The following is a 25,659-nucleotide window of genomic DNA, read 5'->3' on the forward strand; positions in this document are numbered from 1 at the left end:
CCTTCCTGGTAGGAGCACTCGATCGTCCACTTCGAAGTCAATCGTAGCGAGCACGCCTCCGCATGCCGAACCGGGAACTCACAGCAGTCGGCCATGCACTGAGAGATTCGCCTCATCGAGAGTTCACGCCCCCACACCGCACGGCGAAACACCCGGTTCCTACTGTCGGCAGCACCGGCCCGACGCCGTCGGGCACGAGCACGGAGGGGAGAACGACGATGGTCGCTCCGACCAGCGAGACCACCGCCATCGATGCACCGCCGCGCCGCCCGGTCCACCGCTCCGGCCGGTGGATCGACCACTGGGACCCGGAGGACCCCGTCTTCTGGCGCGACGGCGGACGCCGCATCGCCCGCCGCAACCTCGTGGTGTCGATCTTCGCGGAGTTCCTCGGGTTCTGCGTCTGGGCGATCTGGTCGATCGTCGTCCCCCAGCTCCCCGCCGCCGGGTTCGCGCTCACCGCCGACCAGATGTTCTGGCTCATCGGCCTGCCGGCACTCGTCGGCGCCACGCTGCGGGTGCCCTACACCCTGGCCGTGCCGGTCTTCGGGGGCCGCAACTGGACGATGATCTCCGCCGCGCTGCTGCTGGTCCCCGCGCTCGCGCTCGTGTGGGTGGTACAGCGGCCCGAGACGTCGTTCGGCGTGCTGCTGCTCGTCGCGGCGCTCGCCGGCCTCGGTGGCGGGAACTTCGCCTCCTCGATGGCGAACATCTCGTTCTTCTTCCCGGAGAAGGAGAAGGGTGCCGCGCTCGGCTGGAACGCGGCGGGCGGCAACCTCGGCACCGCCGCCGTGCAGTTCGTCGTGCCGCTGATCATCGTCACCGCGGCCGGGGTGTCGCTGCAGCGCGCCGGCCTCGTCTTCGTCCCGTTCATCCTGCTCGCCGTGATCCTGGCGTGGCGGCTGATGGACAACCTGGGCACCGCCAAGGCCGACCCGCGCTCGTTCGGGGTCGCCGCCCGCGAGAAGCACACCTGGGTCATCTCGTTCGTGTACATCGGGACGTTCGGCAGCTTCGTCGGGTTCGCCGGGGCGTTCCCGACGCTGCTGGCCCGGGAGTTCCCGGATGTGACCCTGTCGCTCGCCTTCGTGGGTGCCCTGGTCGGCTCGGTGACCCGCCCGCTCGGCGGCTGGATCGCCGACCGGCTCGGCGGCGCCGTCGTCAGCGTGGCCAGCTTCGCCGTGATGATCCTCGGTGCGCTGGGCGCGATCCAGGCGCTCGGCACCGGCTCGTTCGCCCTGTTCTTCAGCTCCTTCATGCTGCTGTTCGTCGCGACCGGCGTGGGCAACGGCTCGGTGTACCGGATGATCCCGGCGACCTTCCGGGTCGCGAAGGTGGGCGGCGGCGGGGCCGCGACGGCGAAGGCGGCGGCCGGCTGCATCGGGATCGCCGGCGCGGTGGGCGCCTTCGGCGGGTTCCTCATCCCGCGCGGGTTCGCGATGTCGAACAGCCTGACGGGCTCCCTCGTCCCCGCCCTGTGGGTGATCATCGCCGCCTACGTGGTCATGGCGCTGGTCACCTGGGCCGTCTACGGGCGCCGGGGCAGCGCCATGGGGGCGGCCCGCGTATGAGCACGTCCGTGTCCTCACCCGCCGCGGCGCGGAAGACCCACTGCCCCTACTGTGCGCTGCAGTGCGGCATGGAGCTCACGCCCGTCGAGACCTCGGGTCCTGACGGGCGCGCTGCCCTCCCGGTGGCCGTCGCGCCGCGCGACTTCCCGACGAACGCCGGGGGGCTGTGCCAGAAGGGCTGGACGAGCGCGACGGTCCTGGGCGTCCCGGACCGTCTCACCGCACCGCTGGTCCGTGGGGCGGACGGCGAGCTGGCCGCGACCACGTGGGACGAAGCGCTCGATCTGGTCGTGTCGCGCGTGCGGTCGGTCCAGGCTGAGCACGGCCCGCAGGGCGTCGCGATCTTCGGCGGGGGCGGCCTGACCAACGAGAAGGCGTACACGCTGGGCAAGTTCGCCCGGACCGTCCTGCGCACGCCGAACATCGACTACAACGGCCGGTTCTGCATGTCGTCCGCGGCGGCGGCCGGCAACCGCGCGTTCGGTGCGGACCGCGGCCTGCCGTTCCCGCTCACGGACCTGGGCGGCGCGGACGTGGTGCTGCTGCTCGGATCGAACCCCGCCGAGACCATGCCGCCGTTCGTCCAGCACCTCGCCGGGGCGCGCGAGCACGGCGGCCTCGTGGTCGTCGACCCCCGGCGCTCGGCGACCGCGCGGCTCACCGACGACGGTCAGGGCATCCACCTGCAGCCCGTCCCGGGCACCGACATGGTGGTGCTGCTGGCGTTGCTGCACGTCGTCGTCGCGGAAGGGCTCGCCGACCGCGACTACCTGGCCACGCGCACCGCGGGGTGGGACGACGTCGTCCGGTCGGTCGCGGCGTGGTGGCCGGAGCGCGCGGAGACCGTGTGCGGCATCCCCGCCGAGGAGCTGCGCGTGACGGCACGGCGGCTCGCCGCCGCCGCACCGACGCGAGGTGGCCGCGGCGCCTACGTGCTCACCGGGCGGGGCGTCGAGCAGTCCGCCCAGGGCACGGCGACCGTCACGGCGGCGATCAACCTGTCCCTCGCGCTCGGCCTCGTCGGCCGCCCGGGGTCCGGGTATGGCTGCCTGACGGGCCAGGGCAACGGCCAGGGCGGTCGCGAGCATGGCCAGAAGAACGACCAGCTGCCCGGGTACCGCAAGATCGATGATCCGGCCGCCCGTGAGCACGTCGCCGCGGTGTGGGGCGTCGACCCGGCCACGATCCCCGGTCCGGGCCTGCCGGCCGTCGCGCTCCTGGGGTCGCTCGGCACGCCCGGCGGCCCGCACGCGCTGTTCGTGCACGGGTCCAACGTGCTGGTCTCGGCGCCGAACGCGGACAAGGTCCGCGAGCGTCTCGTCGCGCTCGACCTGCTGGTGGTCTGCGACGTGGTGCCCTCCGAGACCGCGCGCGTTGCCGACGTCGTGCTGCCCGTGACGCAGTGGGCGGAGGAGGAGGGCACGATGACGTCGCTGGAGGGCCGGGTCATCCGGCGTCGGCGGGCGGTCGCTGCGCCGGGCGAGGTGCGTTCGGAGCTGTGGCTCCTCGCCGAGCTCGCCCGGCGGCTGGGGTCGGACGTCACGTTCCCCACGGACCCGGCCGTCGTGTTCGACGAGCTCGCCCGGGCGTCGGCCGGTGGCGTCGCGGACTATTCCGGGCTCTCGCACGCACGGCTGGACGCCGCCGAGGAGGCCGGTGCCCCGGGGCTGTTCTGGCCGTGCCCGGCGCCGTCAGCGGGGGCGGCCGAGCACGCCGGGACGCCGCGGATGTTCCTGGATGAGTTCCCGACGCCGAACGGCCGGGCCCGCCTGATGCCGGTGGACCATGCCGGGCCCACGGACGACGTGCGCGGTGACGCCCCCACGTACCTGGTCACGGGCCGCGTGCTGCAGCACTACCAGTCGGGCGCGCAGACCCGCCGCGTGCCGGAGCTGGACCGGATCGTCCCCGAGCCGTACGTCGAGCTGCACCCGCAGCTCGGGCTGCGCACCGGGGTGGCGGACGGCGCGCGGGTCCGGGTGACGTCGGCCCGCGGGTCGGTCGAGGCCGTCGCCCGATGGACCGACGCCGTCCGCCCGGACACCGTCTTCATGCCCTTCCACTGGAGCGGGGCCGGCAGCGTCAACCGGATCACCAGCGACGCCGTCGACCCGATCTCCTCGATGCCCGAGTTCAAGGTGTGCGCGGTGCGGGTCGACCCGGTCGCCCACGGCGTCCAGGACGAGCAGGACGCCCACGTCACCGAGGAGGTGCCGGTATGACGCTCCACGTGCCGTTGAAGATCGTGGTCGTCGGCCACGGGATGGTCGGCTCGCGGCTGGTGGACGAGCTGGTCCGCCGCAGCGCCGAGTCGTTCGACATCACCGTGCTGGGCGCGGAGCCGTACGAGCCGTACAACCGGGTGCTGCTGAGCGACGTCGTCGCCGGCCGCACCGAGGTGGCGTCGATCTCGATGCCCGCACCGGGCGGCGACCACGTCACCACCCTGCGCGGGGTGGCCGCCGTGTCGGTCGACCGTGAGGCCCGGACGGTCACCGACTCGGCCGGGGCGGTGCACGGCTACGACCACCTGGTGCTGGCGACCGGTTCTCGCGCCCGCGTGCTCCCGCTGCCGGGCCTCGTCGACGACGACGGCGCGACGGACCTGCCCGCCGGTGTCCACGCGCTGCGCACCCTCGACGACGCCCGCGAGATCGTGGCGGCGAGCGTCAACACGCCCCGCGCCGTCGTGGTCGGCGGCGGGGTGCTCGGTGTGGAGGCGGCCTACGGCCTGGCGAGCCGCGGCCTGCGGGTCACGCTGGTGGATCCCTCGTCCGCGCCGATGTCCCGCCAGCTCGACACCACTGCGGGGGACGTCCTGGCGGCGGGCCTGCGGGACGCGGGGGTCACGCTGCACCTCGGCGCGCGGCCCCGGGAGGTGCTCGTCGCGGGCGGCCGCGTGGTAGGCGTGCGCCTGGGCGGTGACGGCGGTGACGACGGCGAGGTGGTCGCCGCGGGGCTGGTGGTGCTCACGACGGGCACGGTCCCGGAGGCCGGGATCGCGCGCGAGGCGGGCCTGACCGCGGACCGCGGGATCGTCGTCGGGCACGACCTGGCGAGCCCGGACGACCCGCGTGTCTTCGCGATCGGCGACTGCGCGCAGCCGCCGCAGGGGTCGCGCGGGCTGGTGGCCGAGGGCTGGGACCAGGCGCGGCGGCTAGCGGACCATCTCGCCTCGCTGGTGGCGGTCCGTGCCCGGGAGTCCCGGCGGGATGCGGCGCCGCGCGAGCACCTGCGGTTCCCGCAGGAGGGCGAGCGGCCGTCGATGGCGGTGCGCCTGGGCACGCTGCTCGCCTCCCGGGCGCCGACCGACCAGGGGGTGGAGACGCGCGGCACGGACCTGGTGAAGGTCAAGGCGGGTGCCTTGAGCATCGTGGCGATGGGGGTGAGCGGTCGGCGCGAGCCGGCACCCGGGCACCGGGCGGTCGCGCTCCACGACGCGACTGCCGGACGCTACGTCGAGGTGGTGGTCGCGGACGGGATCCTCGTGGGCGCCACGTGCGTGGGCGACCCGCGGGTCGCGGCGGACCTCACGGCCGCCTACACCCGCCGGACCCCGGTGCCGGTGGACCCGGCGTTCCTGCTCCTGACGCCGGTGATGCCGAGCGCGGAGCCCGCGTCGTCCCCGGAGCACATGCCCGAGGACGCCACGGTCTGCCGGTGCAACGGCGTCACCAAGCACGACATCACCCGCTGCTGGGACGACGGCGCCCGGTCCGTCGACGACATCGCCGCGGCGACGCGCGCCACGACCGGCTGCGGCAGCTGCCGCGAGGCCGTCTGCGGGCTGGCGGACTGGCTGGCCGAGACCCGGGAAGTCGGCGAGGCCTCGGCCGAGACCGACGTAGCGCTGGTTCACGCGTCGTCGGGTGACGGGTGAACCAGCGCTACGTCGCCCGAGCCGGGCGTCGTCCTGGATCACGCATCGGTCGGTGAAGGGCGAACCAGCGCTACGTCGGGCGAAGGTCAGTCCGTGCCGCAGGTGACCTCGGCGTCCGACGGCGCGGCACCGCTGCCGATGAACCCGTAGGACGTCGCCGCCCCGGCGCCGAGGTTCCCGTTCCAGGCGGCGTGGGTGACGGTCGTCCCGTCGTCGCCCAGCGTGCCGCCCCAGAGCTGGGTGACCTCGACCCCGGCGGGCAGGGTGGTGGTCCAGCCGTCGATCGCGGCGTCGCCGGCGGTGACGGTGACCTGGGCCTGGTAGCCGCCCTGCCACGCGTTGGCGACGGCCAGCTCGGCCGTGCAGGCACCGTCGCCCGGCTCGGGCTCCGTCGGGTCGGGGTCCGGCGTGGGGTCCGGGTCGGGCGTGCCCCCGAACACGGAGGCCTCGACGGACGTCTCGGACAGCCCGTCCGGCCCGGTGAAGATCCGCTCGCCCCAGGGCGAGGGGGAGCTGACGTCGAAGCCCTCCACGAGGTCGAGGTACTCGACGCCGCCGCCGTTGCCGCTCCAGGACCATGCGAGCCACCCGAGACCCAGCCGCTCGGTCTCGGCGAGGATCGTGTCGTAGGCGACGTCGCCGTCGGAGTGCGTGTATCCGAACTCGCCGATCATCAGGGGTAGCCCGAGGTCGACGAAGTGTTCCAGGTATTCCGTGACGGTGGAGCCCTGGCTGTACACGCCGTACATGTGCACGGAGAAGATCGTGTTCCCGGCCGGGTCCGCGGCGGCCACGGTGGGCGCCTGGTCGTACATGATGTGAGCCCAGTCCTGGCCCCAGCTCGGGGCGTCCACGACGAGCGCGTGCTCGTAGCCGACGTCGCGCAGGCGCTGGATCGCTGCCGAGGTGTCGTCGGCCCATCCGGCGTTGGTGGCCTCGTCGTTGCCGTACGGCTCGTTGCCGAGGTTGACCAGCACGTGGTCCTCGGTGCCGACGAGGGTGGGGTAGAGGTACTCCCAGTAGTCGGCGGCCTGGTCGAGGGTGGCGGCGCCGGCCTGCTCGCCGTAGCCGGTGGTGTCGTGCACCTCGAGCTGGCAGATCAGCCGGTTGGCCTCGCACTCGTCGACGATCGAGGCGACCTCGGACGCGCTGGTGCGGGTCCAGCGCTCGCCGCTGGCGAGGACGACGCGCACGGCGTTGGCGTCGACCGACTTGATGTCGGCGAGCGCCTGCGTCGTGGTGCCGGTGTACCAGGCGTGCGGGTGGTTGACGCCGCGCAGCACCAGGTCGGTGCCGTCGGCCTCGACGATGCGGCCGTCGGCGACATGGATGCCGGGTGCGTCGTCGTCGGCGGCGGCACTGTGCGCGGCGAGCGCGCTCAGGCCGCCGGCGGCGAGCGTCGCGGCCGCGACGCCCGCGACGGTGCGGGTGCGGAGGCGAGTCATGGTGGGTCCTTCCTGTCGGGTCCCTGGCACGGTTCACCGTGCCGGGACGGGTTCGCGGACGGAAGGCGCTGAAGCGATTAAGCGCAGGACTGGGTGCCGCTGTGTCCGGTTCCTCTCACGGGCGCCGCGCCGCGCGTGAGCAAGATGTTCCCGCGGGGTAACCGCCTCCTGACGGTCCGGTCACGGTGGCTGCCTAGGTTCGCAGCATGACGAGCGAGCCCTCCACCACAGGCAGCACCCCCGGAGCCACCGCCCCGCGGCACGTCGTCGTCGTCGGCGGCGGCATGGTCGCCCAGCGCTTCGTCGAAGCCCTGCGTGCCCGCGACACCGTCGGCGCGTGGCGCGTCAGCCTCTTCGCCGAGGAGCCGCGCAAGCCGTACGACCGCGTCGGCCTGACCCGCTACTTCGAGGTCCGCGACGCCGAGGAGCTCACGCTCGGCGACCCGGCGCTCTGGGACGACCCGCTCGTGGACCTGCACCGGGACTGCCAGGTCGTCGCGATCGACCGCGAGGCGCGGACGGTCACGGACCGCCTCGGCAACGTCCACCCCTACGACGAGCTGGTGCTGGCCACCGGGTCGGACGCGGCACGCCCGCCGATCCCGGGCAACGAGCTGCCCGGTGTGTTCGTCTACCGCACCATCGACGACGTCGCCGAGCTGCGCGGCTGGGTCGAGGCCAAGCGCGCGGCGGGTCGCGTCGAGACGCGCGGCGGCGTCGTCGAGAAGCCGGTCCGGGGCGCCGTGATCGGCGGCGGCCTGCTCGGCCTGGAGGCTGCCGGCGCGCTCAAGGCGCTCGGTGCCCAGGCGACCGTCGTCGAGTTCGGGACCCACCTCATGGGCGTCCAGGTCGACCTGGGTGGCGGCCAGGCGCTCAAGCGGCTCATCAACGACAAGGGCATCGCGGTGCGCGCCGAGACCGCCACGAAGGAGATGCGGCCGCACCGCCGTACCGGCCACGTGGGGCGCATGGACTTCGCCGACGGCGGCCGCCTCGACGTCGACGTCGTCGTCATGGCCACCGGCGTGCGACCCCGCGACGAGCTGGCCCGCTCCGCCGGGCTGCCGGTCGGTGAGCGCGGTGGCGCCGTCGTCGACCTCACCTGCCGCACCGAGGACCCGCACGTCTGGGCGATCGGCGAGGTCGCCTGCATCGAGGGCCGCTGCATCGGTCTGGTGGCGCCCGGAAACACGATGGCCGAGGTCGTCGTCGACCAGCTCCTGGGCGGCGAGGCCGTGTTCCCCGGCGCGGACACCGCCACCAAGCTCAAGCTCTCCGGCGTCGACGTCGCGTCCTTCGGCGACGCGCACGGCCGCACCGAGGACTGCATCGAGATCGTGTGGGCCGACCCCACCGCGGGCGTGTACAAGAAGCTCGTCATGTCCGACGACGCGAAGACGCTGCTCGGCGGCGTGTTCGTCGGCGACGCCGCACCCTACGCCTCGCTACGTCCGATGCTCGGCGCCCAGCTGCCCGGCGACCCGGCCGCGTTCCTGCTCCCGGAAGGCACCGGGGCGCCGGACCTCGAGCTGCCCGACGAGGCGAACGTCTGCTCCTGCAACAACGTCTCGGCCGGCACCATCCGCGGCGCCGTGACGGAGCACGACTGCACCTCGGTGGGCGACGTCAAGAGCTGCACCAAGGCGGGCACCACCTGCGGAGCCTGCCTGCCCCTGGTCAAGAAGATCACCGAGACGGAGATGACCAAGGCCGGCATCGAGGTCTCGAGCGCGCTGTGCGAGCACTTCGAGATGTCCCGCGCGCAGCTCTTCGACGCCGTGCTCGTCGCCGACCTGCACTCCTTCAGCGAGATCATCGAGCGGTTCGGCGTGCGCCCCGACGGGCTCACGAGCCCCGGCCGGGGCTGCGACATCTGCAAGCCCGTGGTCGGCTCGATCCTCGCCAGCCTCGGCAACGGCCACATCCTGTCCGGCGAGCAGGCGGCGCTGCAGGACACCAACGACCACATGCTCGCCAACATGCAGAAGGACGGCACCTACTCCGTGGTGCCGCGCATGCCCGGCGGCGAGGTCACGCCCGAGGGGCTCATCGTCGTCGGGCAGGTCGCGAAGGACTTCGGGCTGTACACGAAGATCACCGGCGGCCAGCGCATCGACATGTTCGGCGCCCGCGTCGAGCAGCTCCCGGAGATCTGGAGGCGGCTGGTCGACGCCGGCTTCGAGTCCGGTCACGCCTACGGCAAGTCGTTGAGGACCGTGAAGTCCTGCGTGGGCTCCACCTGGTGCCGGTTCGGTGTGCAGGACTCGGTCGGCATGGCGGTCGAGCTCGAGCTGCGCTACCGGGGCCTGCGCTCGCCGCACAAGCTCAAGATGGGGGTCTCGGGCTGTGCCCGCGAGTGCGCCGAAGCCCGCGGCAAGGACGTCGGCGTCATCGCCACCGACAAGGGCTGGAACGTCTACGTCGGCGGCAACGGTGGCCAGACGCCCAAGCACGCCCAGCTCCTCGCCGAAGACCTCACGTCCGAGGAGATGCTGCGCGCGATCGACCGGTTCCTCATGCTCTACATCCGCACCGCGGACCGTCTGCAGCGCACCGCCCCGTGGGTCGAGGAGTACGAGGGCGGGCTCGACGCCATCCGGGAGGTCGTCCTGGAGGACTCGCTGGGGATCGCGGCCGACCTGGACGCCGCGATGGCCGCCCACGTCGAGGGCTACGAGGACGAGTGGAAGGCGGTCCTGGAGGACCCCGAGAAGCTCGCCCGGTTCGGCTCGTTCGTCAACGCGCCGACGACGCCGGACCCGACGCTCGCGTACGTCCCCGAGCGCGGGCAGAAGCGCCCCGCCACCCCCGAGGAGATCGCCGCCGGACCTGCCGGTCCGGTGGACCCGTCGCTCACCGGACCGGTCCTCGTGGCCGGCGCCACCCTGGAGGTCCGCGCATGACCGTCATCCACGCCACCACCGACACCACCGGCGCCGTCAGCCGTTGGACCGCCGTGTGCCGCCTCGACGACCTGGCCCCGGAGCGCGGTGCCGCCGCGCTGCTCGAGCGGGCCGACGGCTCGACCGTCCAGGTGGCCGTCTTCCGCCTCCTGGACGACTCCGTCCGGGCCGTCCAGCAGCTCGACCCCTACTCCGGCGCGTACGTCATGTCGCGTGGCATCGTCGGCAGCCGCGGAGCGGAGCCCACGGTCGCCTCGCCGATCTTCAAGCAGGTCTTCGCGCTGGCCACCGGCCGGTGCCTGGAGGCCGGCGGCAAGACGCCGAAGCCCGGGCTCGGCGCGCACCTGGAGCCCTTCGACGTCGAGGTGCGCGGCGGCGTCGTGCACCTCGACGTCGCAGGGCCGGCCTGACATGACCGGCCGGGCGGGCCACGTCACGCTCGTCGGGGCCGGCCCCGGCGCGGCCGACCTGCTGACCTACCGCGCCTGGCGGGCGATCGCGCGGGCCGACGTCGTCGTCCACGACCGTCTCGTGCCCCGGGAGGTGCTCGACGACCTGGCCGCCGACGTCGAGGTGATCGACGTCGGCAAGGCGCCCGGCAGGCACAAGGTGCCCCAGGACGGCATCAACGAGCTCCTCGTACGGCACGCCCTGGCGGGCAAGGAGGTGGTGCGGCTCAAGGGCGGCGACCCGTTCGTCTTCGGCCGCGGCGGCGAGGAGCACGCCGCCTGTGCGGCGGCGGGCGTGCCCGTCGACGTCGTGCCGGGCGTCTCGTCCGCCCTGGCGGTGCCGGCGCTCGCGGGCGTCCCGCTCACCCATCGCGGGACGACGACGGCGTTCCACGTCGTCACCGCGCACACCCGCAGCGGCGAGCAGGAGCTGGACGACGTCGCCGTGGCCTGCGTCACCGAGCGGGCGGCTACGCTGGTGATCCTCATGGGGGTGTCCTCGCTGCCGACGATCGTGACCCGGTTGCTCGACGCCGGAGCGGCACCGGCCACTCCCGTGGCGATCGTCGAACGAGGGTCGACGCCCGAGCAGCGGGTGACGCGCGTCGGGCTGGACCTGGCGGCCAAGCGTGCCGACGAGCTCGGGGTCCGTGCCCCTGCCGTGATCGTGGTCGGGGACGTGGCGGCGCCGGGCCTGCTGGAGGGTGTGTGTGAACGAGGAGACGTCGTCCTGGGGGACGCGCGTGGCTGACACCTCGGCGAGGCCTGCCCTGGGGCAGGTCATGGCGGGGTGCACCGTGCTGGTCACGGCGGACCGCCGGTCCGGCGAGCTCGCCGCCGCCCTCGAGCGCCGGGGCGCCGCCATCCGGCACGCTCCCGCGCTGAGCATGATCCCGCACGTGGACGACGACGCGCTGGTCACCGCCACGGCGGGCCTCGTGGCGGACGCGCCGGACGTCGTCGTGGCCACGACCGGTGTCGGGTTCCGGGCGTGGATCGAGGCGGCCGACGCCCACGGGCTCGCCGACGACCTGCTGCGCGTGCTGGGCGAGGCCCGCATCGTGGCGCGCGGGCCGAAGGCGCGCGGAGCGGTCCAGGCGGCCGGCCTGGCCGCCGACTGGGTCGCCGAGTCCGAGACGTCCGCCGAGGTGGCCGAGGTGCTGCTCAGCGAGGGCGTGAGCGGGCTGCACGTGGCGATCCAGCACCACGGCGCCGGCGCCGACGGTCTCGACGAGGTCTTCGCCAAGGCCGGCGCCCGGGTCTCGCCCCTGGTCGTCTACCGGTGGGGACCTGCTCCGGACCCGCAGGCCGTGCAGGCGTCGGTCCGCGCGGCAGCGGCCGGGGAGATCGACGCCGTCGTCTTCACGTCGGCCCCGGGTGCGGAGGCATGGATGGAAGCGGTGGAGGCCGCGGGCGTCCGGGACGAGGTGGTCTCGCGCTTCACCACGGGCGAGCTGGTGGCGGCGTCCGTGGGTTCCGTCACCTCCCGGCCGCTGGTGGCCCGCGGCATCGCACCCCTCGAGCCCGAGCGGGGGCGCCTCGGCGCGCTCGTGCGGGCCCTGGTGGGGCACTACGAGCACATCGAGTCCGTCGCGCTGAGCACGGTCGCCGGTTCTCTGGTGATCCGCGCCCGCGTGGCGGTGCTCGACGGCCAGGTGCTGCCGTTGTCACCCACCGGCGTCGAGGTGCTGCGGCTCCTCGCGTCAGCCGGTGGCGACGTCGTCTCCCGCGACCAGGTGCTGGAGGTGCTTCCCGGCGACTCCCGCGACGGGCACGCGGTCGAGGTCGCGGTGGCGCGGCTGCGCGAGGCCGCCGGGCGTCGCGACCTCGTCAAGACCGTGGTCAAGCGCGGCTACCGGCTCGAGCTGGCGCACGGCTGAACGGCACGCTCACGCGCCGCGGTCCGGCGTGGGGAGCGTGACCGTGGCGCGCAGACCGCCGAGGTCGCCGTCGCCCAGCGTGACGTCCCCGCCGTGCTCGCGCGCGATCTCGCGGGCGATGGCCAGGCCCAGCCCGGCACCGCCCGAGTCCCGGCCGCGCGCCGACCCGAGCCGCGTGAACCGCTCGAACACGCGCTCGCGGTCTGCCGCCGCGATCCCCGGGCCGTCGTCGTCCACCGTCACGACACCGTCGCCGACCTCGACCACCACGTCGTCGCGCGCGTACCGGCGCGCGTTGTCCACCAGGTTGCGCACCACCCGCCCGACGGCGGAGGGGTCGACCATCGCGCGGCCCTCGCCGCGGACCTCGACCTGCCCCGCGGCCGACCGGGCGACCTCGGCCAGGTCGGCCTCCCGCACGTCGAGCGGTGCCGCACCGACCCGGGCGAGGACGAGCAGGTCGTCGGCGAGCACATGCAGGCGGATCACCTCGTGCTCGAGGTCCGCCGTCAGCTCGGCGTCCTCGTAGGCCTCGGGGTGGGCACGCGCCACCTCGAGGCTCGTCCGCAGGGCCGCGATCGGTGAGCGCAGCTCGTGCGCGGCGTCGGCCACGAAGCTGCGCTGCCGCTGTGCCGACGCGGCCAGCCGGTCGAGCATCGCGTTGAGGGTCTGGGCCAGGGCGGCGATCTCCTGGGCGCGCGGCACCGGGAGCGTGCCGGGGCCGCCCACGTCGCTCACCCGGGCGGCACCGGCGCGCAGCTCCTCGACCGGGCGCAGCGCCCGCCCCAGCACCATCCACGTCACGAGCCCGAGGGCGAGCGTCAGCAGGGGCACCACGAGCCCGAGCGAGAGGCGCAGCGCGTCGAGCGCACCCTCGATCGTGCCCAGCGGCAGGGCGGCGACGACGCGTCCCCCGGTGGGCGCCGTGCCGACGAGCACCCGCACCGACCCGGAACCGTAGGCGGCGTCGTCGCGGGTCGTGGCGCCGTCGGGCGTCTGGCTGAGCACCTCGGGCGCGAGGACGGGCAGCGTCCGGCTGGCGTTGGGCGAGGAGGCGACCACACGACCGGACGTGTCGACGAGCTGGACGACCTCGCCCGGCTCGTCGGCGGCGAGCACCTGCGGGACGCGATCCTCGGCGACGAGCGCCGACACCTGGGCGACGGTGCCGCGCAGGACGGCGTCCGTCGCCGCGATCCGGCTCTGCGACACCACGGTGGTGAGCAGCAGCGCGCCGACCGCCAGAGCGACGCCGGTCAGGCCCGCGGCCGCGAGGGTCAGCCGCAGGCGCAACGACCAGCCGCTCCTCACCGCCCCACGACCCGGTAGCCGACGCCGCGCACCGTCTCGACGGCGTCCCGGCCGAGCTTGCGGCGCAGATAGCTGACGTAGACCTCCACGACGTTGAGGTCGTCGCCCACCGCGTCCCACACGTGGTCGCGGAGCTCGATCTTCGTCAGCACCTCGCCCGGTCGGCGCATGAGCTGCTCGAGCAGCGCCGTCTCGCGGGTGGTCAGCTCGACCGGGCTCCCGTCCCGACGCACCTCGCGGGAGGCGGGGTCGAGCTCCAGCCGGCCCATCCGCAGGACGGCCGGCCGCGGCGGGGCGCCCCGGCGCAGCAACGCCCGTAGCCGCGCCACGAGCACGGTGAACGCGAACGGCTTGGGCAGGTAGTCGTCGGCTCCGACGTCCAGCCCGGCGGTCACGTCGGCGTCGCCGTCCTTCGCGCTGAGGATGAGCACCGGGGTCCAGACCTCCTCGCCGCGCATCGTGCGGAGCACGTCGAGGCCCGACCGCCCCGGCAGCATGAGGTCAAGGACCACGACGTCGTGCTCGCCCTCGAGCGCGAGCCGCAGACCCGTCTCGCCGTCGGCCGCCACGTCGACGGCGAAGCCCTCCGCCTGCAGGCCCCGGCGCAGTGCTCGCGCGAGCACGTCCTCGTCCTCCACCACCAGTACACGCACCACCGCAGCATGGCACCGGGGGGCCAGGTCTGCGTTCTCAGCGTCGTCTCAGGCGAGGTCGCGCACAGTGGGGCCATGGACACCACGCGCACCTTCTCGCCCCGGGCACGGTGGGCGGTCCCGGCCGTCGCCGCTGCCGCCGTCGCCGCCGCCTTCGTCGTCCCGGCCACCCTCGGCGCGTCCGCGAGCGACGACCTGCCCTCCGTCTCGGCCGACGACCTCGTGGACCGCATGGCGAACGCCGACCGCGTCCCGGTCTCGGGGACCGTCGTGTACACGGCGCGGCTCGGGCTGCCCGACGTGACCGTCCCCGAGCTGCAGGGCGCGGGCCCGCTCGACCTGCTCGGGGGCAGCTCGACGGTCCGGGTCTGGTCCGACGGCGAGGATTCCTCCCGGGCTGCCCTGCTCGGCGAGGTCTCGGAGTACTCCGTGGTCCGGGACGGGCCGGAGGCGTGGACCTACTCGAGCGCCGACGACGAGGCGGTGCACTACGTCGTCGACCCGGCGGACCTGGAGCGCTACGAGGAGCTCTCCGAGGAGGCCGCCGAGCCGCCGGTGGACGGCGACCTGCCGACGCCGTCCGAGGCGGCCGAGCTGGCTCTCGCCTACGCCCGCACCACCACCGACGTCACCACGACGGAGCCGGTCGAGGTGGCGGGGCGCGCCGCCTACCAGCTCGAGATGCGCCCGCAGACGGACGGCACGCTGGTGGACCGGGTGCGGGTCGCCGTCGACGCCGAGACCTCCGTGCCGCTGCGTGCCCAGGTGTGGGGCGTCGGGGACGACGCGGCACCCGCCCTGGAGGTCGGGTTCACCGACGTCTCGTTCGAGATGCCCGACGCGAGCGTCTTCGACTTCTCCGCCCCGGCGGGGGCCGACGTCCGCGAGGTCGAGGTGCCCCTCCCGGAGCCGGGAGCGCTGGAGCAGAAGCACCCGGACGCGCTGGACGGGGCCGAGGGCGTCACCGTCTCGGGCACGGGCTGGGAGACCGTCGTCGAGCTGTCCGACGTCGACGTCGACGCGATCCTCGGGGCGGCGGCCGAGGGCCGGCTGCCCAAGGACGGCACCGGGTCGAGCGGCGCGGACGACCTGCTCGACGAGCTCTCGCCGTCCGACGGTGAGATGCCCGCCCTGCCGGAGCTCGACACGCGGGCCCTGTACGAGCAGCTCACCACGGAGGTCGACGGTGGCCGGGTCCTCACCTCCGCGCTGCTTTCCGTGCTGGTGACCGACGACGGCCGTGTCCTGGCGGGCTCGGTGCCGCCGGCCACGCTCGAGGAGCTCGCCGGATGACAGGTGCCGAGGGCGCCGCGGAGCCCGCGGTCCGCACCCGTGGGCTGACCAAGAGGTTCCGTTCGGGGCAGGTCGGCGTGGACGGGATCGACCTGCTGGTCCCGCGTGGCGCCGTCTACGGCTTCCTCGGCCCGAACGGTTCGGGCAAGACGACCACGATCCGCATGCTCCTCGGGCTGGTGGCGCCGACGGCGGGGACGGTCGAGCTCCTCGGCGCGCCGATGCCCGCACGCGGCCGGTCGGTGCTGCCGCGCGTCGGTGCGCTGGTCGAGGGCCCCGCGTTCCACCCGTACCTCCACGGGCGGGCGAACCTCGAGCGGCTCGACGCCGCGGACGCCACCGCGGACCCGGGGACCCGGGCGGCCCGGGTCGCTGCCGCGCTCGACCGGGTCGGGCTCGCCGCGGCCGCGGACAAGCGCTACCGGCAGTACTCGCTGGGCATGAAGCAGCGCCTGGGCCTGGCGGCGACGCTCCTGCGGCCGCGGGACCTGCTGCTGCTCGACGAGCCCACCAACGGCCTCGACCCGCAGGGCACGCGCGAGGTGCGCGCGCTCGTGCGGGAGCTGGCCGCGGCCGGCACCACGGTGCTCGTCTCGTCGCACCTGCTGAGCGAGATCGAGCAGGTGTGCTCGCACGTGGGGATCATGAGCCGTGGGAGGCTGCTCGCCCAGGGCGCGCCCGAGGAGATCGCGGACGCCGCGACCACGCAGGTGCGGGTCGCCGTCCGCCCGGACCAGCGGGACCACCTCGCGCGCGTCCTGGCGGGCCTGGGGCTCGCCGACGTCCGGTCGGACGGCGGCGCTCTGGTGGCTCCGCTCGGTGACGTCGCCGTCGAGAAGATCGCGCAGGCGGTCGTCGGCGACGGGATCGACCTGCTCGGTCTGGAGGTCCGGCGGCCGACGCTCGAGGACGTGTTCGTCCGGCTCACGGGGGAGGGGTTCGATGTCGCTCGCTGAGGCGGGCACGGTCGCCGCGCCGGCGCGGCGAGCGATCGCCACGGCACGCCTGCTGCGCAGCGAGCTGCGCCTGGTGTTCGGGCGGGTCCGCAACATTGTGCTGCTGGCCGGCCTGGCCGCCGTCCCGGTGCTGGTCGGGATCGTCCTGTTCGTCACGCAGGACTCCCCGGTGGCCGGGCAGGGTCCGCCGTTCCTCGACCGCGTGACCGGCAACGGACTGTTCCTCGTGTTCGCGGCGCTGGTCAGCTGCCTGCCGCTCCTCCTGCCGTTGTGCGTCGCGATCGTCTCCGGCGACGCGGTGGCGGGCGAGGCAGCCGCCGGGACCCTGCGGTACCTGCTCGTGGTACCCGTGCCGCGGACCCGCCTGCTGCTCGTCAAGGCCGGTGCGGTCCTGGCGTTCGCCGTCGCGGCCGTCGCCGCGATCGCGGTCACGGGCCTCGTCGTCGGTGCGGTGCTCTTCGGCGTGGGCGACGTGACCCTGCTGTCCGGCGACACCGTCCCGCTCGCCGAGGGCATCCTGCGCACGCTCGGGGTCGTCGGGTACGTCGTCCTGTCGCTCACCGGTCTCGTGGCGGTCGGGCTCTTCCTGTCGACGCTGACCGAGGTCCCCGTCGCCGCGATGGCCTCGACCGTGGTGGTCGCGATCGTCAGCGGTGTGCTCGACGCGCTGCCGCAGCTCTCGGCCGTCCATCCGTGGCTGCTCACCCACCACTGGTTGGACCTCGGCGAGTTCTTGCGCCTCCAGGTCGACGTCCCGACGGTGCTGGGCGGCTTGGCCGTGCAGGGTGCCTGGGTCGCGGTCTTCGGGGCGCTGGCCTGGAGCCGGTTCACGACGGCGGACGTGTCGAGCTAGCCGCTCAGCGGGGGTAGACGTCGACCTCGGCGGCCTTGACCGTGGCGACGACGGCACGGCCGGGCACCAGGGCGAGCTCGGCGACGGCCTGGGGCGTCACGTCGGCTGCGAGCTGGTCGGTGCGCACCCGCACCAGCGCGCCGTGCGGTTCCACCGAGCGCACCGTGGCGCGGAAGGTGTTCCGGGGCGAGCCGTGCGGGTCGGTCAGGTGCAGCGCGACGGCGGCGGGCCGGAACACGGCGGTCATCGCCGTCCCGGCCGGCATGTCGGCCTGGGTGGCGTAGCCGTGCACGACGGCGCCGCTCGCGGTGGCGACGCCGTGGCCGGTCCACGTCCCCGACAGCAGGTTGAAGCCGGCGATCGACGCACCGAACGCGCTGCGCGGCCGGGACAGGACCCTCGCCGTCGGGCCTCGCTCGACGACGCGGCCGCCGTCGATGACGGCGATCTCGTCCGCCAGCAGCAGCGCGTCGAGGACGTCGTGGGTGGCGATGACGGTGGTCTGCCGGGCGAGCAGGTGCTGCAGGGTCTGCCGCAGGGTGGGTGTGACGTCGACGTCGAGGGCCGCCATCGGCTCGTCCAGCAGCAGGAGCCGCGGCGCGGCGGCCAGCGCCCGGACGATGGCGACGCGCTGGGCCTGCCCGCCGGACAGCGCGGCCGGACGGCGGCCGGCCAGCGCGGTGAGGTCGGTCGCGGCGAGCCACCCGTCGGCCGCGGCGGTGGCCTCCCGGCGGGAGCGGCCTTGCGAGCGGGGCCCGAAGGCGACGTTGTCGCGCACGCTCAGGTGCGGGAACAGCATCGGGTCCTGGGCGAGCAGCGCCACCCTGCGGCGGTGCGGCGCCACCCAGACCGTGCGGCGGCCGGCCCGGGCACCGGCGAGGGCACGGCCGTCCAGGGTGATCTCGCCGTCGTGCGGGCGCAGGGTCCCCGCTGCGAGTCCCAGGGCGGTGGACTTGCCCGCGCCGTTGGGGCCGAGCAGCGCCAGGGTGCGGCCCTCGGCGACGTCGACCGTGACGTCGAACCCGCGCGAGGGGACCGAGGCGTTCAGCGTGAACGTCATGGCGTCGCCCGGTGGTGGGTGCCGGCGATGACGACGACGGCGATCGCCACCAGCAGCAGGGACAGCGCCACGGCGGCGTCGGGGTCGGTCTCGCGCTGCAGGTAGATCTCCAGCGGGAGCGTGCGGGTGACGCCCTGCAGGCTGCCCGCGAACGTGATGGTGGCGCCGAACTCGCCGAGCGCCCGGGCGAAGGCCAGCACGGTGCCCGAGAGCAGGCCGGGCCGCACGAGAGGGAGCGTCACGCGGCGCAGGACCGTCGTCGGGCCGGCGCCGAGGGAGGCCGCGACGACGTCGTACCGCGTCCCGGCGCTGCGCAGCGAGCCCTCCAGGCTGATGACGAGGAACGGCAGGGCGACGAACGTCTGGGCGATGACCACCGCCGTCGTCGAGAACGCGACCTGGAGCCCCGCGACCTCCATCGACTCGCCGAGCAGGCCGCGGCGGCCGAACGTGGCGAGCAGCGCGACGCCGCCCACCACGGGCGGCAGGACGAGCGGGACGAGGACGAAGGCCCGCAGCAGGTTCCGGCCGCGGAACCGCCCACGGGCCAGGACGATCGCCATCGGGACGCCGAGCACCAGGCAGAGCAGCGTGCTGACGGCGGCGGTCCGCAGGCTGAGGACCAGGGCGGCGCGGGCCGACTCGCTGGTGACCAGTCCCCAGTAGCCGGTCAGGTCGACCCGGGTACCCAGGGCGATCAGCGGCAGCACCACGAACAGGCCGCCGACGGCGGCGGGCAGGAACGCCCAGCGCGGCAGCCCGGCCGCGACCTCGGCAGGGTCTCGGGTGGCGCGCCTGCGGGCGGCGCGGGTGGTCGCCGGGGCGGTCATGGTGCGGCGAACCCGAGATCCGCGAGGACCGCCCGGCCGTCGTCGGACAGGACGGCGTCGACGAACTCGTCGGCGAGGGCAGGCCGGGGGGTGCCGGTGATAGTAGCGATCGGGTAGGTGTTCACCGCTGCGGCGGACTCCCGGAACATGACGCCCTCGACCTGGTCGCCCGCCCGGGCGACGTCGGTGACGTAGACGAGCCCGGCGTCGGCCTCGCCCGCGGTGACCTTCCCGAGGACGTCGGTGACGCTCTGCTCCTCGCTGACGGGGTGCAGCGTCAGCCCGGCGTGACCGACGACGGCGGTGGTGGCTGCGCCGCACGGCACCTCCGGGGCGCACACCACCAGCCGGAGACCGGGTTCGGCGAGGTCGGCCAGCGCGGAGACCCCGGCCGGGTTCCCGGGCGGGACGCCGATCTCCAGCGCGTTGGCGGCGATGTCCTGCGGGGTGCCCACCAGGCCGTCGGCGACGAGTTCGTCCATGGTCGACGTGTCTGCCGAGGCGAACACGTCGGCGGGGGCGCCCTGCTGGATCTGTGCGGCGAGGGTCGAGGACCCGGCGACGCCGAGCCGGACGTCGACGTCGGGGTGCTCGGCCTCGAAGTCGGCGGCGATCTGCTCGAAGGCCTCGGTCAGCGAGGCGGCGGCGTAGACGGTCAGTGTGGTGCCGCCGTCGGTGATGCCGGTGCTGCAGGCGGTGACGACGACGGCGGCGCTCGCGGCGACGAGCGCGGCCCCGGCGGCGCGCGCACGGCGGGGGAGCACCGCCGTCATCCCTCGCCCCGGTCCGGCACCTCGACCACCACGTTGGTCGACTTGATGACGGCGACCGCGACGGAACCGCGTTCCAGGCCCAGGTCGCGGACCGCCTCGCTGCTCATCAGCGACACGACGCGGAACGGACCGCACTGCAGCTCGACCTGCGCCATCACGGCGTCGACCTGGAGATCGGTGACCAGCCCGACGAACCGGTTGCGGGCGGAGCTCTTCATGCCGTGCGGCAGACCGGGCGGCGTGGCGTGCTCGCGGGCGGCCATCGCCACCTCGTACCCGTCGACCACCTTGCGGCCGGCGTCGTCACGGATGGCGGTGAGCAGCCCGCGGTCGATCCAGCGGCGCACGGTGTCGTCGCTGACGCCGAGGTAGACGGCGGCCTCGCTGATCCTCATCTGCGGCATGACCATGACCTTAAGGGCGTATCTACGTCGTCAGCAACGCCTGCCAGGCGCACGTGCCTGAATGACGGGGATCGTCCGTGCGCGGTGTGCCCCCGTAGGCTGGCGCTCGTGCATGACGATGCGACGAACCGGCCGGTGGCGGACCATGCTGCGGCCGTCGCCGAGCTGGTGGGCCCGGCGCTCCTCCGGGCGGCCACGGGGCCGACCGCGGTCACCCTTGCCGCGTTGCTGGCCGACGCCCGGGACGGTGCCGTGCTGGCGCCACGTGTGCTGGTGCGCGACGCGACGGCCGCCGTCGACCTGCCGGGCTTCGACAACTCCCAGATGGACGGCTACGCGGTGCGTTGCGACGACCTGGCCGACGCCGCGCCCGGCGACCCGGTCGAGCTGCCGGTCGTCGCCCCGGTCCCGGCCGGGACCACGCCGCCACCGCTCCCACGCGGCGCGGCCGCGCCCGTCATGACGGGCGCCCCGATGCCCGACGGCGCGGATGCCGTCGTCAAGATCGAGGACGCCGACCCACCTGCTTTCCCCGAGCTCGGCACCGCGGCGACGGTCCGGTTCACCATGCCGGTCGCCGGCGGCACCTTCGTGCGGAGCGCGGGCTCCGACGTCGCAGCCGGTGACGTCGTCGTGCCGGCGCGGACGCCGCTCGGGCCTGCGCAGCTCGGGGTGCTCGTCGCGGCGGGCGTGGCGCAGGTCGAGACCGCCGGGCCGCCGCACGTCCTGCTGATCTCCACCGGTTCCGAGCTCGTCCCTGCCGGGCGGCCCCTGGGCGCGGCCCAGCTCTACGACGCCAACGGCGCCGCGCTGACCGCGGCGCTCGCGCAGGCCGGGGCGCGCGTCTCCCATCGCGTGGTCGCCGACGACTCCGCCGCCCTGCGCGCCGTGCTGGCCGAGGCACCTGACGACGTGGCGCTCGTCGTCACCAGCGGCGGCGTCTCGGCCGGTGCCTACGAGGTGGTGCGGCAGACGCTCACTGATGCCTGGTTCGGGCACGTCGCCGTCCAGCCCGGTGGGCCGCAGGGGCTCGGCACCATCACCGTGGGCACCGCGGCCGGCAACCGGGAGGTCCCGCTCGTCGCGTTCCCCGGCAACCCGGTCAGCGCGCTGGTGTCCTTCGAGCTGTTCCTGCGCCCGGTCCTTGCCGAGATCACCGGCGCGACGCCGACGCACCGGTCGCGCGGCCGCGCGCCGCTGGCCGAGGCCGTCGACTCGCCCCGGCACCTGCACCAGGTCCGTCGCGGCCGCCGCGACGCCGACGGCCGCGTCGAGATGGTCGGCGGACCCGGCTCCCACCTCCTGGCCCACCTCGCGGCGGCTACGCTCCTGGTACACGTACCGCCGGGCGTCACGCACCTCGACGAGGGCGACGACGTCGACTACTGGGAGATCCGATGAGCGACCTGTCCCACTACCGTGACGACGGCGCGGCCCACATGGTCGACGTCTCCGCCAAGGACGTCACGACGCGTCAGGCGACCGCGCGCGGCGTCCTGCGCACCCGGCCCGACGTCGTCGAGCGCATCGCCTCGGGCGAGCTGCCCAAGGGGGAGGCCATCGCCACCGCGCGCATCGCCGGGATCATGGGCGCCAAACGCACCCCGGACCTCGTGCCGCTGTGCCATCCGCTGCCGCTCGCCGGCGTCGAGATCGACATCGCCCCGGTGAGCGGTTCGGCGGGCGCCGTGGAGATCACGGCGACCGTGAAGACCACCGGCCGCACCGGCGTCGAGATGGAGGCGCTGACGGCGGTGACCGTCGCGGGCCTGACGCTCTACGACATGATCAAGGCCGTCGACAAGGCCGCGACGCTCACTGACATCGAGGTCGTCGCGAAGTCCGGCGGGAAGTCCGGCGACTGGGTCCGCGGCGAGGAGCGCTCGTGAGGGCCGCCGTCGTCGTCGCGTCCGACCGCGCCGCTGCCGGCGTCTATGCGGACCGCTCCGGGCCGGCCGCGGCCGAGTGGTTCGCCGCGCGCGGCTGGGAGGTGCTGCCCGTCCAGGTCGTGCCCGACGGCGAGCCCGTCCGCGAGGCGTTGCTCGACCTGCTCGACGTGGACGACGACGGCGCGCCGGACGTGATCGTCACCGCCGGTGGGACCGGCCTCGCGCCGTCGGACATGACTCCCGAGGCCACGCGGGCCGTGCTGGACCGCGAGGTGCCCGGGATCGCCGAGCTGGTCCGGGCGAGGTCGCTGGCGCCCACCGATCCTGCCAAGCGGGCCGTGCCCGGTGCGGCGCTGTCCCGGGGGGTGGCCGGCGTCGCAGACCATTCGTTGATCGTGAACCTGCCCGGCTCTGTCGGGGGAGTCCTCGACGGCCTCGACGCGCTGGCGGACGTCCTGCCGCACGCCGTCGACCAGCTCCACGGGGGCGACCACACGCACGCCGACCCCGTTGCCGACCCCTCCGTCCCGCGAAGTAGTGCCTCCGGTACTCCGGACGAGCACGCGGGGCACTCCACCGGTACCGCAGGCTCTACTTCGCGGTCCGCCGTGGTGCTGGAGGCCGACGTGGTCGACCACCCGATCGAGGACGCCCTGACGCGGCTCGCCGACCTGGTGCGCGACGACTCCTGCGGGGCGGTCGCCACGTTCGCGGGCCACGTCCGGGACCACGACGAGGGCCGAGGCGTGACCGCGCTGCACTACGAGTCGCACCCCGACGCCGCCACGGTGCTCGCGACCGTCGCCGAACGCGTGGCCCACCGTGTCGCCGCTGCGACGGGGGACACCGTGCGTGCCGCCGTCGTGCACCGGGTGGGGGACCTCCAGATCGGGGACGTCGCCGTCGTCGTGGCCGTCGCCTCCGGGCACCGACGGGCTGCGTTCGCCTGCGCGAGCGACCTGATCGAGGAGCTCAAGGCCGAAGTGCCGATCTGGAAGGAGCAGGGCTTCGCCGACGGGTCGAGCGAATGGGTCGGGTCGCTCGGCTGATCCACGGCCGGCCTCCCTGCAGGTCATCGGTTGTTCATCGTGCGGTCGGCCGGGCGACGCCCTCGCGCCACGGTCCGTTCCTAGCGTCGGGCAGGACCCCCGGTCCCGATCCAGGAGTGCCCGATGACGATCGCCCCCGAGTCCCGCCCCCAGCTGCCCGTCACGGTGGCCCCGCACTACGCGCGCGGCAAGCGGGCCGCCGCGACCTGCCGGTACAAGTGCGCCGACGCCTGCGCGCACCCGGCGCCGAACCTGAGCGCCAACGAGTACTTCCGCGACATCGCGTCCAAGGCGCTGAGCCGACGTGTCATGCTGGGCGGCGTCGCGGCGGCCGCGGCCGCCGTCGTGGTGGGCGCTGAGGCGATCGGTGCCCAGCCCGCCGCGGCCGGCGGTCGCAAGCACGGCAAGGGGCTCGCGTTCCGTGCCATCGCGCCGCAGCCGATGGAGCTCGACGAGTTCGTCGTGCCCGAGGGCTACGAGTGGTCGCCGATCATCCGCTGGGGCGACCCGATCCTGCCCGGCGGCCGTGCGTTCGACCCGGCCCGCCAGAGCCCGGAGCAGCAGGCTCGTCAGTTCGGCTACAACTGCGACTACCTCGACATCCTGCCCGAGGACCCCAAGCACATCCGGTCCATGGTCGAGACCCGCCGCGGCAGGCGCGGCGTGCTCGTGTCCAACCACGAGTACACCAACCCGCAGATCATGTTCGACGAGTCGTACGACGCCGCGACGCGCCGCGCGATCGAGCGCGCCGCGCACGGCATGTCGGTGGTCGAGCTGCGACGCCACCGGGAAGGCGCGCCATGGGAGTACGACCGCATCGCGCGGTTGAACCGCCGGATCCACATCGGCTCCGAGTTCGTCGTCGACGGTCCCGCGGCCGGCCACGACCTCATGAAGACGACCGACGACCCGTCCGGACGCAAGGTCCTGGGCACGCTCAACAACTGCGCCGGCGGCACCACCCCGTGGGGCACGGTCGTCTCGGGCGAGGAGAACTTCCACGGCTACCTGCGGGTGAACGGGAACGACCCCCGCGACGCCCGCTACGGTCTGCGCAACGCTCCGACCGGGTACGGCTGGGAGCTGGACGAGCCGCGGTTCGACGGCAACAACCCCGGGTACGAGAACGAGAACCACCGGTTCGGGTGGGTCGTCGAGCTGGACCCGTACGACCCGGAGTCGAAGCCGGTCAAGCACACCGCCCTGGGGCGCCTCAAGCACGAGGGCGCCAACGTCATCATGTCCGACGACGACCGCGCCGTCGTGTACATGGGCGACGACGAGCGGTTCGACTACGTGTACAAGTTCGTCTCGTCGCGGCGGATGCGTCACGGCAACAGTCGCTGGGCGCGCGAGCACAACAAGACGCTGCTGAGCGAGGGCGACCTCTACGTGGCGCGCTTCACGGGCGACTCGCCGGCGTCGGAGATCGACGGGTCCGGCGCGGTGCCCTCCGACCGGTCCTTCGACGGCACCGGGGAATGGCTGCCGCTGGTGCTGGAGGGCGAGTCGCAGGTGGCCGGCATGTCGCTCGCCGAGGTGCTGGTCTTCACGCGCGTCGCGGCCGACGCGCTCGGAGCGACCAAGATGGACCGGCCCGAGGACGTCGAACCCAACCCGTTCACGGGCCGCGTCTACGTCGCCTGCACGAACAACTCCAACCGCGGCGTCGGCTCCAACGCGGCGGCCGACGAGGCGAACCCGCGCAGCTCCAACCGCCACGGGCACGTGGTGGAGATCATCGAGGACGGCGGCGACCAGACGGCCACCACCTTCACCTGGAACCTGCTGCTCGTCGCCGGCGACCCGGAGGTCGACGACTCGACCTACTTCTCCGGCTACCCGGCGGACAAGGTCTCGCCGATCTCCTGCCCGGACAACCTCGCGTTCGACACCGACGGCAACCTGTGGATCTCCACGGACGGTCAGCCGTCCTCGATCCAGAAGAGCGACGGCCTGTTCAAGGTGACGCTCGACGGGCGCCGTCGTGGGCGGGTGGAGCAGTTCCTCTCGGTACCCCGCAGCGCGGAGACCTGCGGCCCGCTCGTCGACGTGCGCGACTCCATGGCGTACGTGAACGTGCAGCACCCGGGCGACGACGGCTCCTTCGCCGCCCAGACGTCGTACTTCCCCGACTATCTCGCCGAGGGTGAGGAGGTGCCGGCAGGCGCCTGGCGCGGACCTCGGCCCTCGACGATCCAGGTCTACCGGAGCGACGTGGAGCACGAGCACCCCGGCAAGGGGCACGGCAAGGGCAAGGGTCCGGGCCGCGGGAAGGGACGCGACCGGCACGACGGGCCGGGCCCCTTCCCGGGCGGTCGTGGTGGTCGAGGCAAGGGATCGACCCAGCACCCGTCCCACGACCCCCGCCCCGGCGAACAGTTCCGACCCTGACCCGAGCTGGTGCGCCGCCCGTCGAGGTAGTACGCAGACCGCCCCGCTACCTCGGCGCAACCC

21 protein-coding genes are annotated in these 25,659 nt (G+C 74.2%); 14 read left to right on the forward strand and 7 right to left on the reverse strand.

Translation table 11 applies throughout. The features are described 5' to 3' along the window. Positions 1-218 precede the first annotated feature (218 nt). The 3 genes from ACWAT2_RS11210 to ACWAT2_RS11220 are packed head-to-tail and all read left to right on the forward strand — an operon-like array spanning position 219 to position 5,451. On the forward strand, positions 219-1,571 hold the full coding sequence (locus tag ACWAT2_RS11210; protein ID WP_402375636.1) for an MFS transporter: 1,353 nt from the start codon (positions 219-221) through the stop codon (positions 1,569-1,571). Next, a complete protein-coding gene (locus tag ACWAT2_RS11215; RefSeq protein ID WP_402375634.1) occupies positions 1,568-3,793 on the forward strand; it encodes a molybdopterin oxidoreductase family protein in 2,226 nt (741 codons plus the stop codon). The genes ACWAT2_RS11210 and ACWAT2_RS11215 overlap by 4 nt, the downstream gene beginning before the upstream one ends. Then, a complete protein-coding gene (locus ACWAT2_RS11220) occupies positions 3,790-5,451 on the forward strand; it encodes an FAD-dependent oxidoreductase (protein ID WP_402375632.1) in 1,662 nt (553 codons plus the stop codon). Before ACWAT2_RS11215 ends, ACWAT2_RS11220 begins: the two co-directional genes overlap by 4 nt. Before the next feature lie 86 nt (positions 5,452-5,537). Here the strand turns inward: ACWAT2_RS11220 and ACWAT2_RS11225 are convergent, their stop codons facing one another. After that, positions 5,538-6,896, reverse strand: coding sequence for a cellulase family glycosylhydrolase (locus tag ACWAT2_RS11225; protein ID WP_402375630.1), 1,359 nt, complete (start codon positions 6,894-6,896; stop codon positions 5,538-5,540). A 206-nt stretch (positions 6,897-7,102) separates the two neighbouring features. Between ACWAT2_RS11225 and nirB the strand changes: the two genes are divergently transcribed. Genes nirB through ACWAT2_RS11245 form a run of 4 tightly spaced genes read left to right on the forward strand, consistent with a single transcriptional unit; the run spans position 7,103 to position 12,128 of the window. Further along, a complete protein-coding gene (nirB, locus tag ACWAT2_RS11230; protein ID WP_402375628.1) occupies positions 7,103-9,799 on the forward strand; it encodes a nitrite reductase large subunit NirB in 2,697 nt (898 codons plus the stop codon). Then, complete coding sequence (gene nirD / locus ACWAT2_RS11235) at positions 9,796-10,209, forward strand: nitrite reductase small subunit NirD (RefSeq protein WP_402375627.1); 414 nt, start codon at positions 9,796-9,798, stop codon at positions 10,207-10,209. The genes nirB and nirD overlap by 4 nt, the downstream gene beginning before the upstream one ends. Before the next feature lies 1 nt (position 10,210). Continuing rightward, positions 10,211-10,999, forward strand: coding sequence for a uroporphyrinogen-III C-methyltransferase (gene cobA, locus ACWAT2_RS11240; RefSeq protein WP_402375625.1), 789 nt, complete (start codon positions 10,211-10,213; stop codon positions 10,997-10,999). A gap of 31 nt (positions 11,000-11,030) precedes the next feature. Beyond that, on the forward strand, positions 11,031-12,128 hold the full coding sequence (locus ACWAT2_RS11245) for a uroporphyrinogen-III synthase (protein ID WP_402375901.1): 1,098 nt from the start codon (positions 11,031-11,033) through the stop codon (positions 12,126-12,128). A gap of 9 nt (positions 12,129-12,137) precedes the next feature. On the opposite strand, the gene ACWAT2_RS11250 is transcribed toward ACWAT2_RS11245, so the two are convergent. Then, positions 12,138-13,439 (reverse strand): ATP-binding protein, encoded by a 1,302-nt coding sequence (locus tag ACWAT2_RS11250; RefSeq protein ID WP_402375623.1) that lies wholly within the window; start codon positions 13,437-13,439, stop codon positions 12,138-12,140. Then, positions 13,436-14,092, reverse strand: coding sequence for a response regulator transcription factor (locus ACWAT2_RS11255; protein WP_402375621.1), 657 nt, complete (start codon positions 14,090-14,092; stop codon positions 13,436-13,438). The genes ACWAT2_RS11250 and ACWAT2_RS11255 overlap by 4 nt, the downstream gene beginning before the upstream one ends. Before the next feature lie 75 nt (positions 14,093-14,167). Here ACWAT2_RS11255 and ACWAT2_RS11260 point away from each other — a divergent pair, with 75 nt between their 5' ends. From ACWAT2_RS11260 to ACWAT2_RS11270, 3 genes are read left to right on the forward strand one after another with little or no spacing between them, the layout of a single operon-like run. After that, positions 14,168-15,385 carry a LolA family protein gene (locus ACWAT2_RS11260; RefSeq protein WP_402375619.1) on the forward strand — a complete coding sequence of 406 codons (1,218 nt, stop codon included), beginning with the start codon at positions 14,168-14,170 and terminating at the stop codon, positions 15,383-15,385. Next, positions 15,382-16,341 carry an ABC transporter ATP-binding protein gene (locus ACWAT2_RS11265; RefSeq protein WP_402375617.1) on the forward strand — a complete coding sequence of 320 codons (960 nt, stop codon included), beginning with the start codon at positions 15,382-15,384 and terminating at the stop codon, positions 16,339-16,341. Before ACWAT2_RS11260 ends, ACWAT2_RS11265 begins: the two co-directional genes overlap by 4 nt. Continuing rightward, the gene (locus ACWAT2_RS11270; RefSeq protein ID WP_402375616.1) at positions 16,328-17,194 is read left to right on the forward strand and encodes an ABC transporter permease; all 867 of its coding nucleotides are present in this window, start codon (positions 16,328-16,330) and stop codon (positions 17,192-17,194) included. Before ACWAT2_RS11265 ends, ACWAT2_RS11270 begins: the two co-directional genes overlap by 14 nt. A 4-nt stretch (positions 17,195-17,198) precedes the next feature. On the opposite strand, the gene ACWAT2_RS11275 is transcribed toward ACWAT2_RS11270, so the two are convergent. From ACWAT2_RS11275 to ACWAT2_RS11290, 4 genes are read right to left on the reverse strand one after another with little or no spacing between them, the layout of a single operon-like run. Beyond that, positions 17,199-18,254: a sulfate/molybdate ABC transporter ATP-binding protein gene (locus tag ACWAT2_RS11275; RefSeq protein ID WP_402375614.1), complete on the reverse strand. Its 1,056-nt coding sequence runs from the start codon at positions 18,252-18,254 to the stop codon at positions 17,199-17,201. Then, complete coding sequence (locus tag ACWAT2_RS11280; RefSeq protein WP_402375612.1) at positions 18,251-19,084, reverse strand: ABC transporter permease; 834 nt, start codon at positions 19,082-19,084, stop codon at positions 18,251-18,253. Before ACWAT2_RS11280 ends, ACWAT2_RS11275 begins: the two co-directional genes overlap by 4 nt. Then, on the reverse strand, positions 19,081-19,857 hold the full coding sequence (gene modA, locus ACWAT2_RS11285) for a molybdate ABC transporter substrate-binding protein (RefSeq protein ID WP_402375610.1): 777 nt from the start codon (positions 19,855-19,857) through the stop codon (positions 19,081-19,083). Before modA ends, ACWAT2_RS11280 begins: the two co-directional genes overlap by 4 nt. Continuing rightward, positions 19,854-20,261: a TOBE domain-containing protein gene (locus ACWAT2_RS11290; RefSeq protein ID WP_402375609.1), complete on the reverse strand. Its 408-nt coding sequence runs from the start codon at positions 20,259-20,261 to the stop codon at positions 19,854-19,856. The genes modA and ACWAT2_RS11290 overlap by 4 nt, the downstream gene beginning before the upstream one ends. Positions 20,262-20,369: 108 nt before the next feature. Between ACWAT2_RS11290 and ACWAT2_RS11295 the strand changes: the two genes are divergently transcribed. The 4 genes from ACWAT2_RS11295 to ACWAT2_RS11310 all read left to right on the forward strand — a co-directional run bounded on the left by ACWAT2_RS11295 (position 20,370) and on the right by ACWAT2_RS11310 (position 25,596). After that, entirely contained in the window at positions 20,370-21,662 is a 1,293-nt protein-coding gene (locus ACWAT2_RS11295; protein ID WP_402375608.1) for a molybdopterin molybdotransferase MoeA, read from the forward strand. Next, positions 21,659-22,150 (forward strand): cyclic pyranopterin monophosphate synthase MoaC, encoded by a 492-nt coding sequence (moaC, locus tag ACWAT2_RS11300; RefSeq protein WP_402375606.1) that lies wholly within the window; start codon positions 21,659-21,661, stop codon positions 22,148-22,150. The genes ACWAT2_RS11295 and moaC overlap by 4 nt, the downstream gene beginning before the upstream one ends. Next, positions 22,147-23,199 carry a molybdenum cofactor biosynthesis protein MoaE gene (locus ACWAT2_RS11305; RefSeq protein ID WP_402375605.1) on the forward strand — a complete coding sequence of 351 codons (1,053 nt, stop codon included), beginning with the start codon at positions 22,147-22,149 and terminating at the stop codon, positions 23,197-23,199. Before moaC ends, ACWAT2_RS11305 begins: the two co-directional genes overlap by 4 nt. Positions 23,200-23,322: 123 nt before the next feature. Continuing rightward, positions 23,323-25,596 (forward strand): PhoX family protein, encoded by a 2,274-nt coding sequence (locus ACWAT2_RS11310; RefSeq protein ID WP_402375603.1) that lies wholly within the window; start codon positions 23,323-23,325, stop codon positions 25,594-25,596. The last annotated feature ends 63 nt before the right edge of the window (positions 25,597-25,659 follow it).

It is taken from the genome of Isoptericola sp. GX10416 (assembly GCF_056590155.1).

Coding starts and splice junctions, on each gene's coding strand:
- nirB (WP_402375628.1), top strand. CDS start 7,103: ATGACGAGCGAGCCCTCCACCACAGGCAGCACCCCCGGAGCCACCGCC.
- modA (WP_402375610.1), bottom strand. CDS start 19,857: ATGACGGCGGTGCTCCCCCGCCGTGCGCGCGCCGCCGGGGCCGCGCTC.
- ACWAT2_RS11260 (WP_402375619.1), top strand. CDS start 14,168: ATGGACACCACGCGCACCTTCTCGCCCCGGGCACGGTGGGCGGTCCCG.
- ACWAT2_RS11245 (WP_402375901.1), top strand. CDS start 11,031: ATGGCGGGGTGCACCGTGCTGGTCACGGCGGACCGCCGGTCCGGCGAG.
- ACWAT2_RS11290 (WP_402375609.1), bottom strand. CDS start 20,261: ATGCCGCAGATGAGGATCAGCGAGGCCGCCGTCTACCTCGGCGTCAGC.
- ACWAT2_RS11215 (WP_402375634.1), top strand. CDS start 1,568: ATGAGCACGTCCGTGTCCTCACCCGCCGCGGCGCGGAAGACCCACTGC.
- ACWAT2_RS11265 (WP_402375617.1), top strand. CDS start 15,382: ATGACAGGTGCCGAGGGCGCCGCGGAGCCCGCGGTCCGCACCCGTGGG.
- cobA (WP_402375625.1), top strand. CDS start 10,211: ATGACCGGCCGGGCGGGCCACGTCACGCTCGTCGGGGCCGGCCCCGGC.
- ACWAT2_RS11280 (WP_402375612.1), bottom strand. CDS start 19,084: ATGACCGCCCCGGCGACCACCCGCGCCGCCCGCAGGCGCGCCACCCGA.
- ACWAT2_RS11270 (WP_402375616.1), top strand. CDS start 16,328: ATGTCGCTCGCTGAGGCGGGCACGGTCGCCGCGCCGGCGCGGCGAGCG.
- ACWAT2_RS11210 (WP_402375636.1), top strand. CDS start 219: ATGGTCGCTCCGACCAGCGAGACCACCGCCATCGATGCACCGCCGCGC.
- ACWAT2_RS11275 (WP_402375614.1), bottom strand. CDS start 18,254: ATGACGTTCACGCTGAACGCCTCGGTCCCCTCGCGCGGGTTCGACGTC.
- ACWAT2_RS11220 (WP_402375632.1), top strand. CDS start 3,790: ATGACGCTCCACGTGCCGTTGAAGATCGTGGTCGTCGGCCACGGGATG.
- nirD (WP_402375627.1), top strand. CDS start 9,796: ATGACCGTCATCCACGCCACCACCGACACCACCGGCGCCGTCAGCCGT.
- ACWAT2_RS11310 (WP_402375603.1), top strand. CDS start 23,323: ATGACGATCGCCCCCGAGTCCCGCCCCCAGCTGCCCGTCACGGTGGCC.
- moaC (WP_402375606.1), top strand. CDS start 21,659: ATGAGCGACCTGTCCCACTACCGTGACGACGGCGCGGCCCACATGGTC.
- ACWAT2_RS11225 (WP_402375630.1), bottom strand. CDS start 6,896: ATGACTCGCCTCCGCACCCGCACCGTCGCGGGCGTCGCGGCCGCGACG.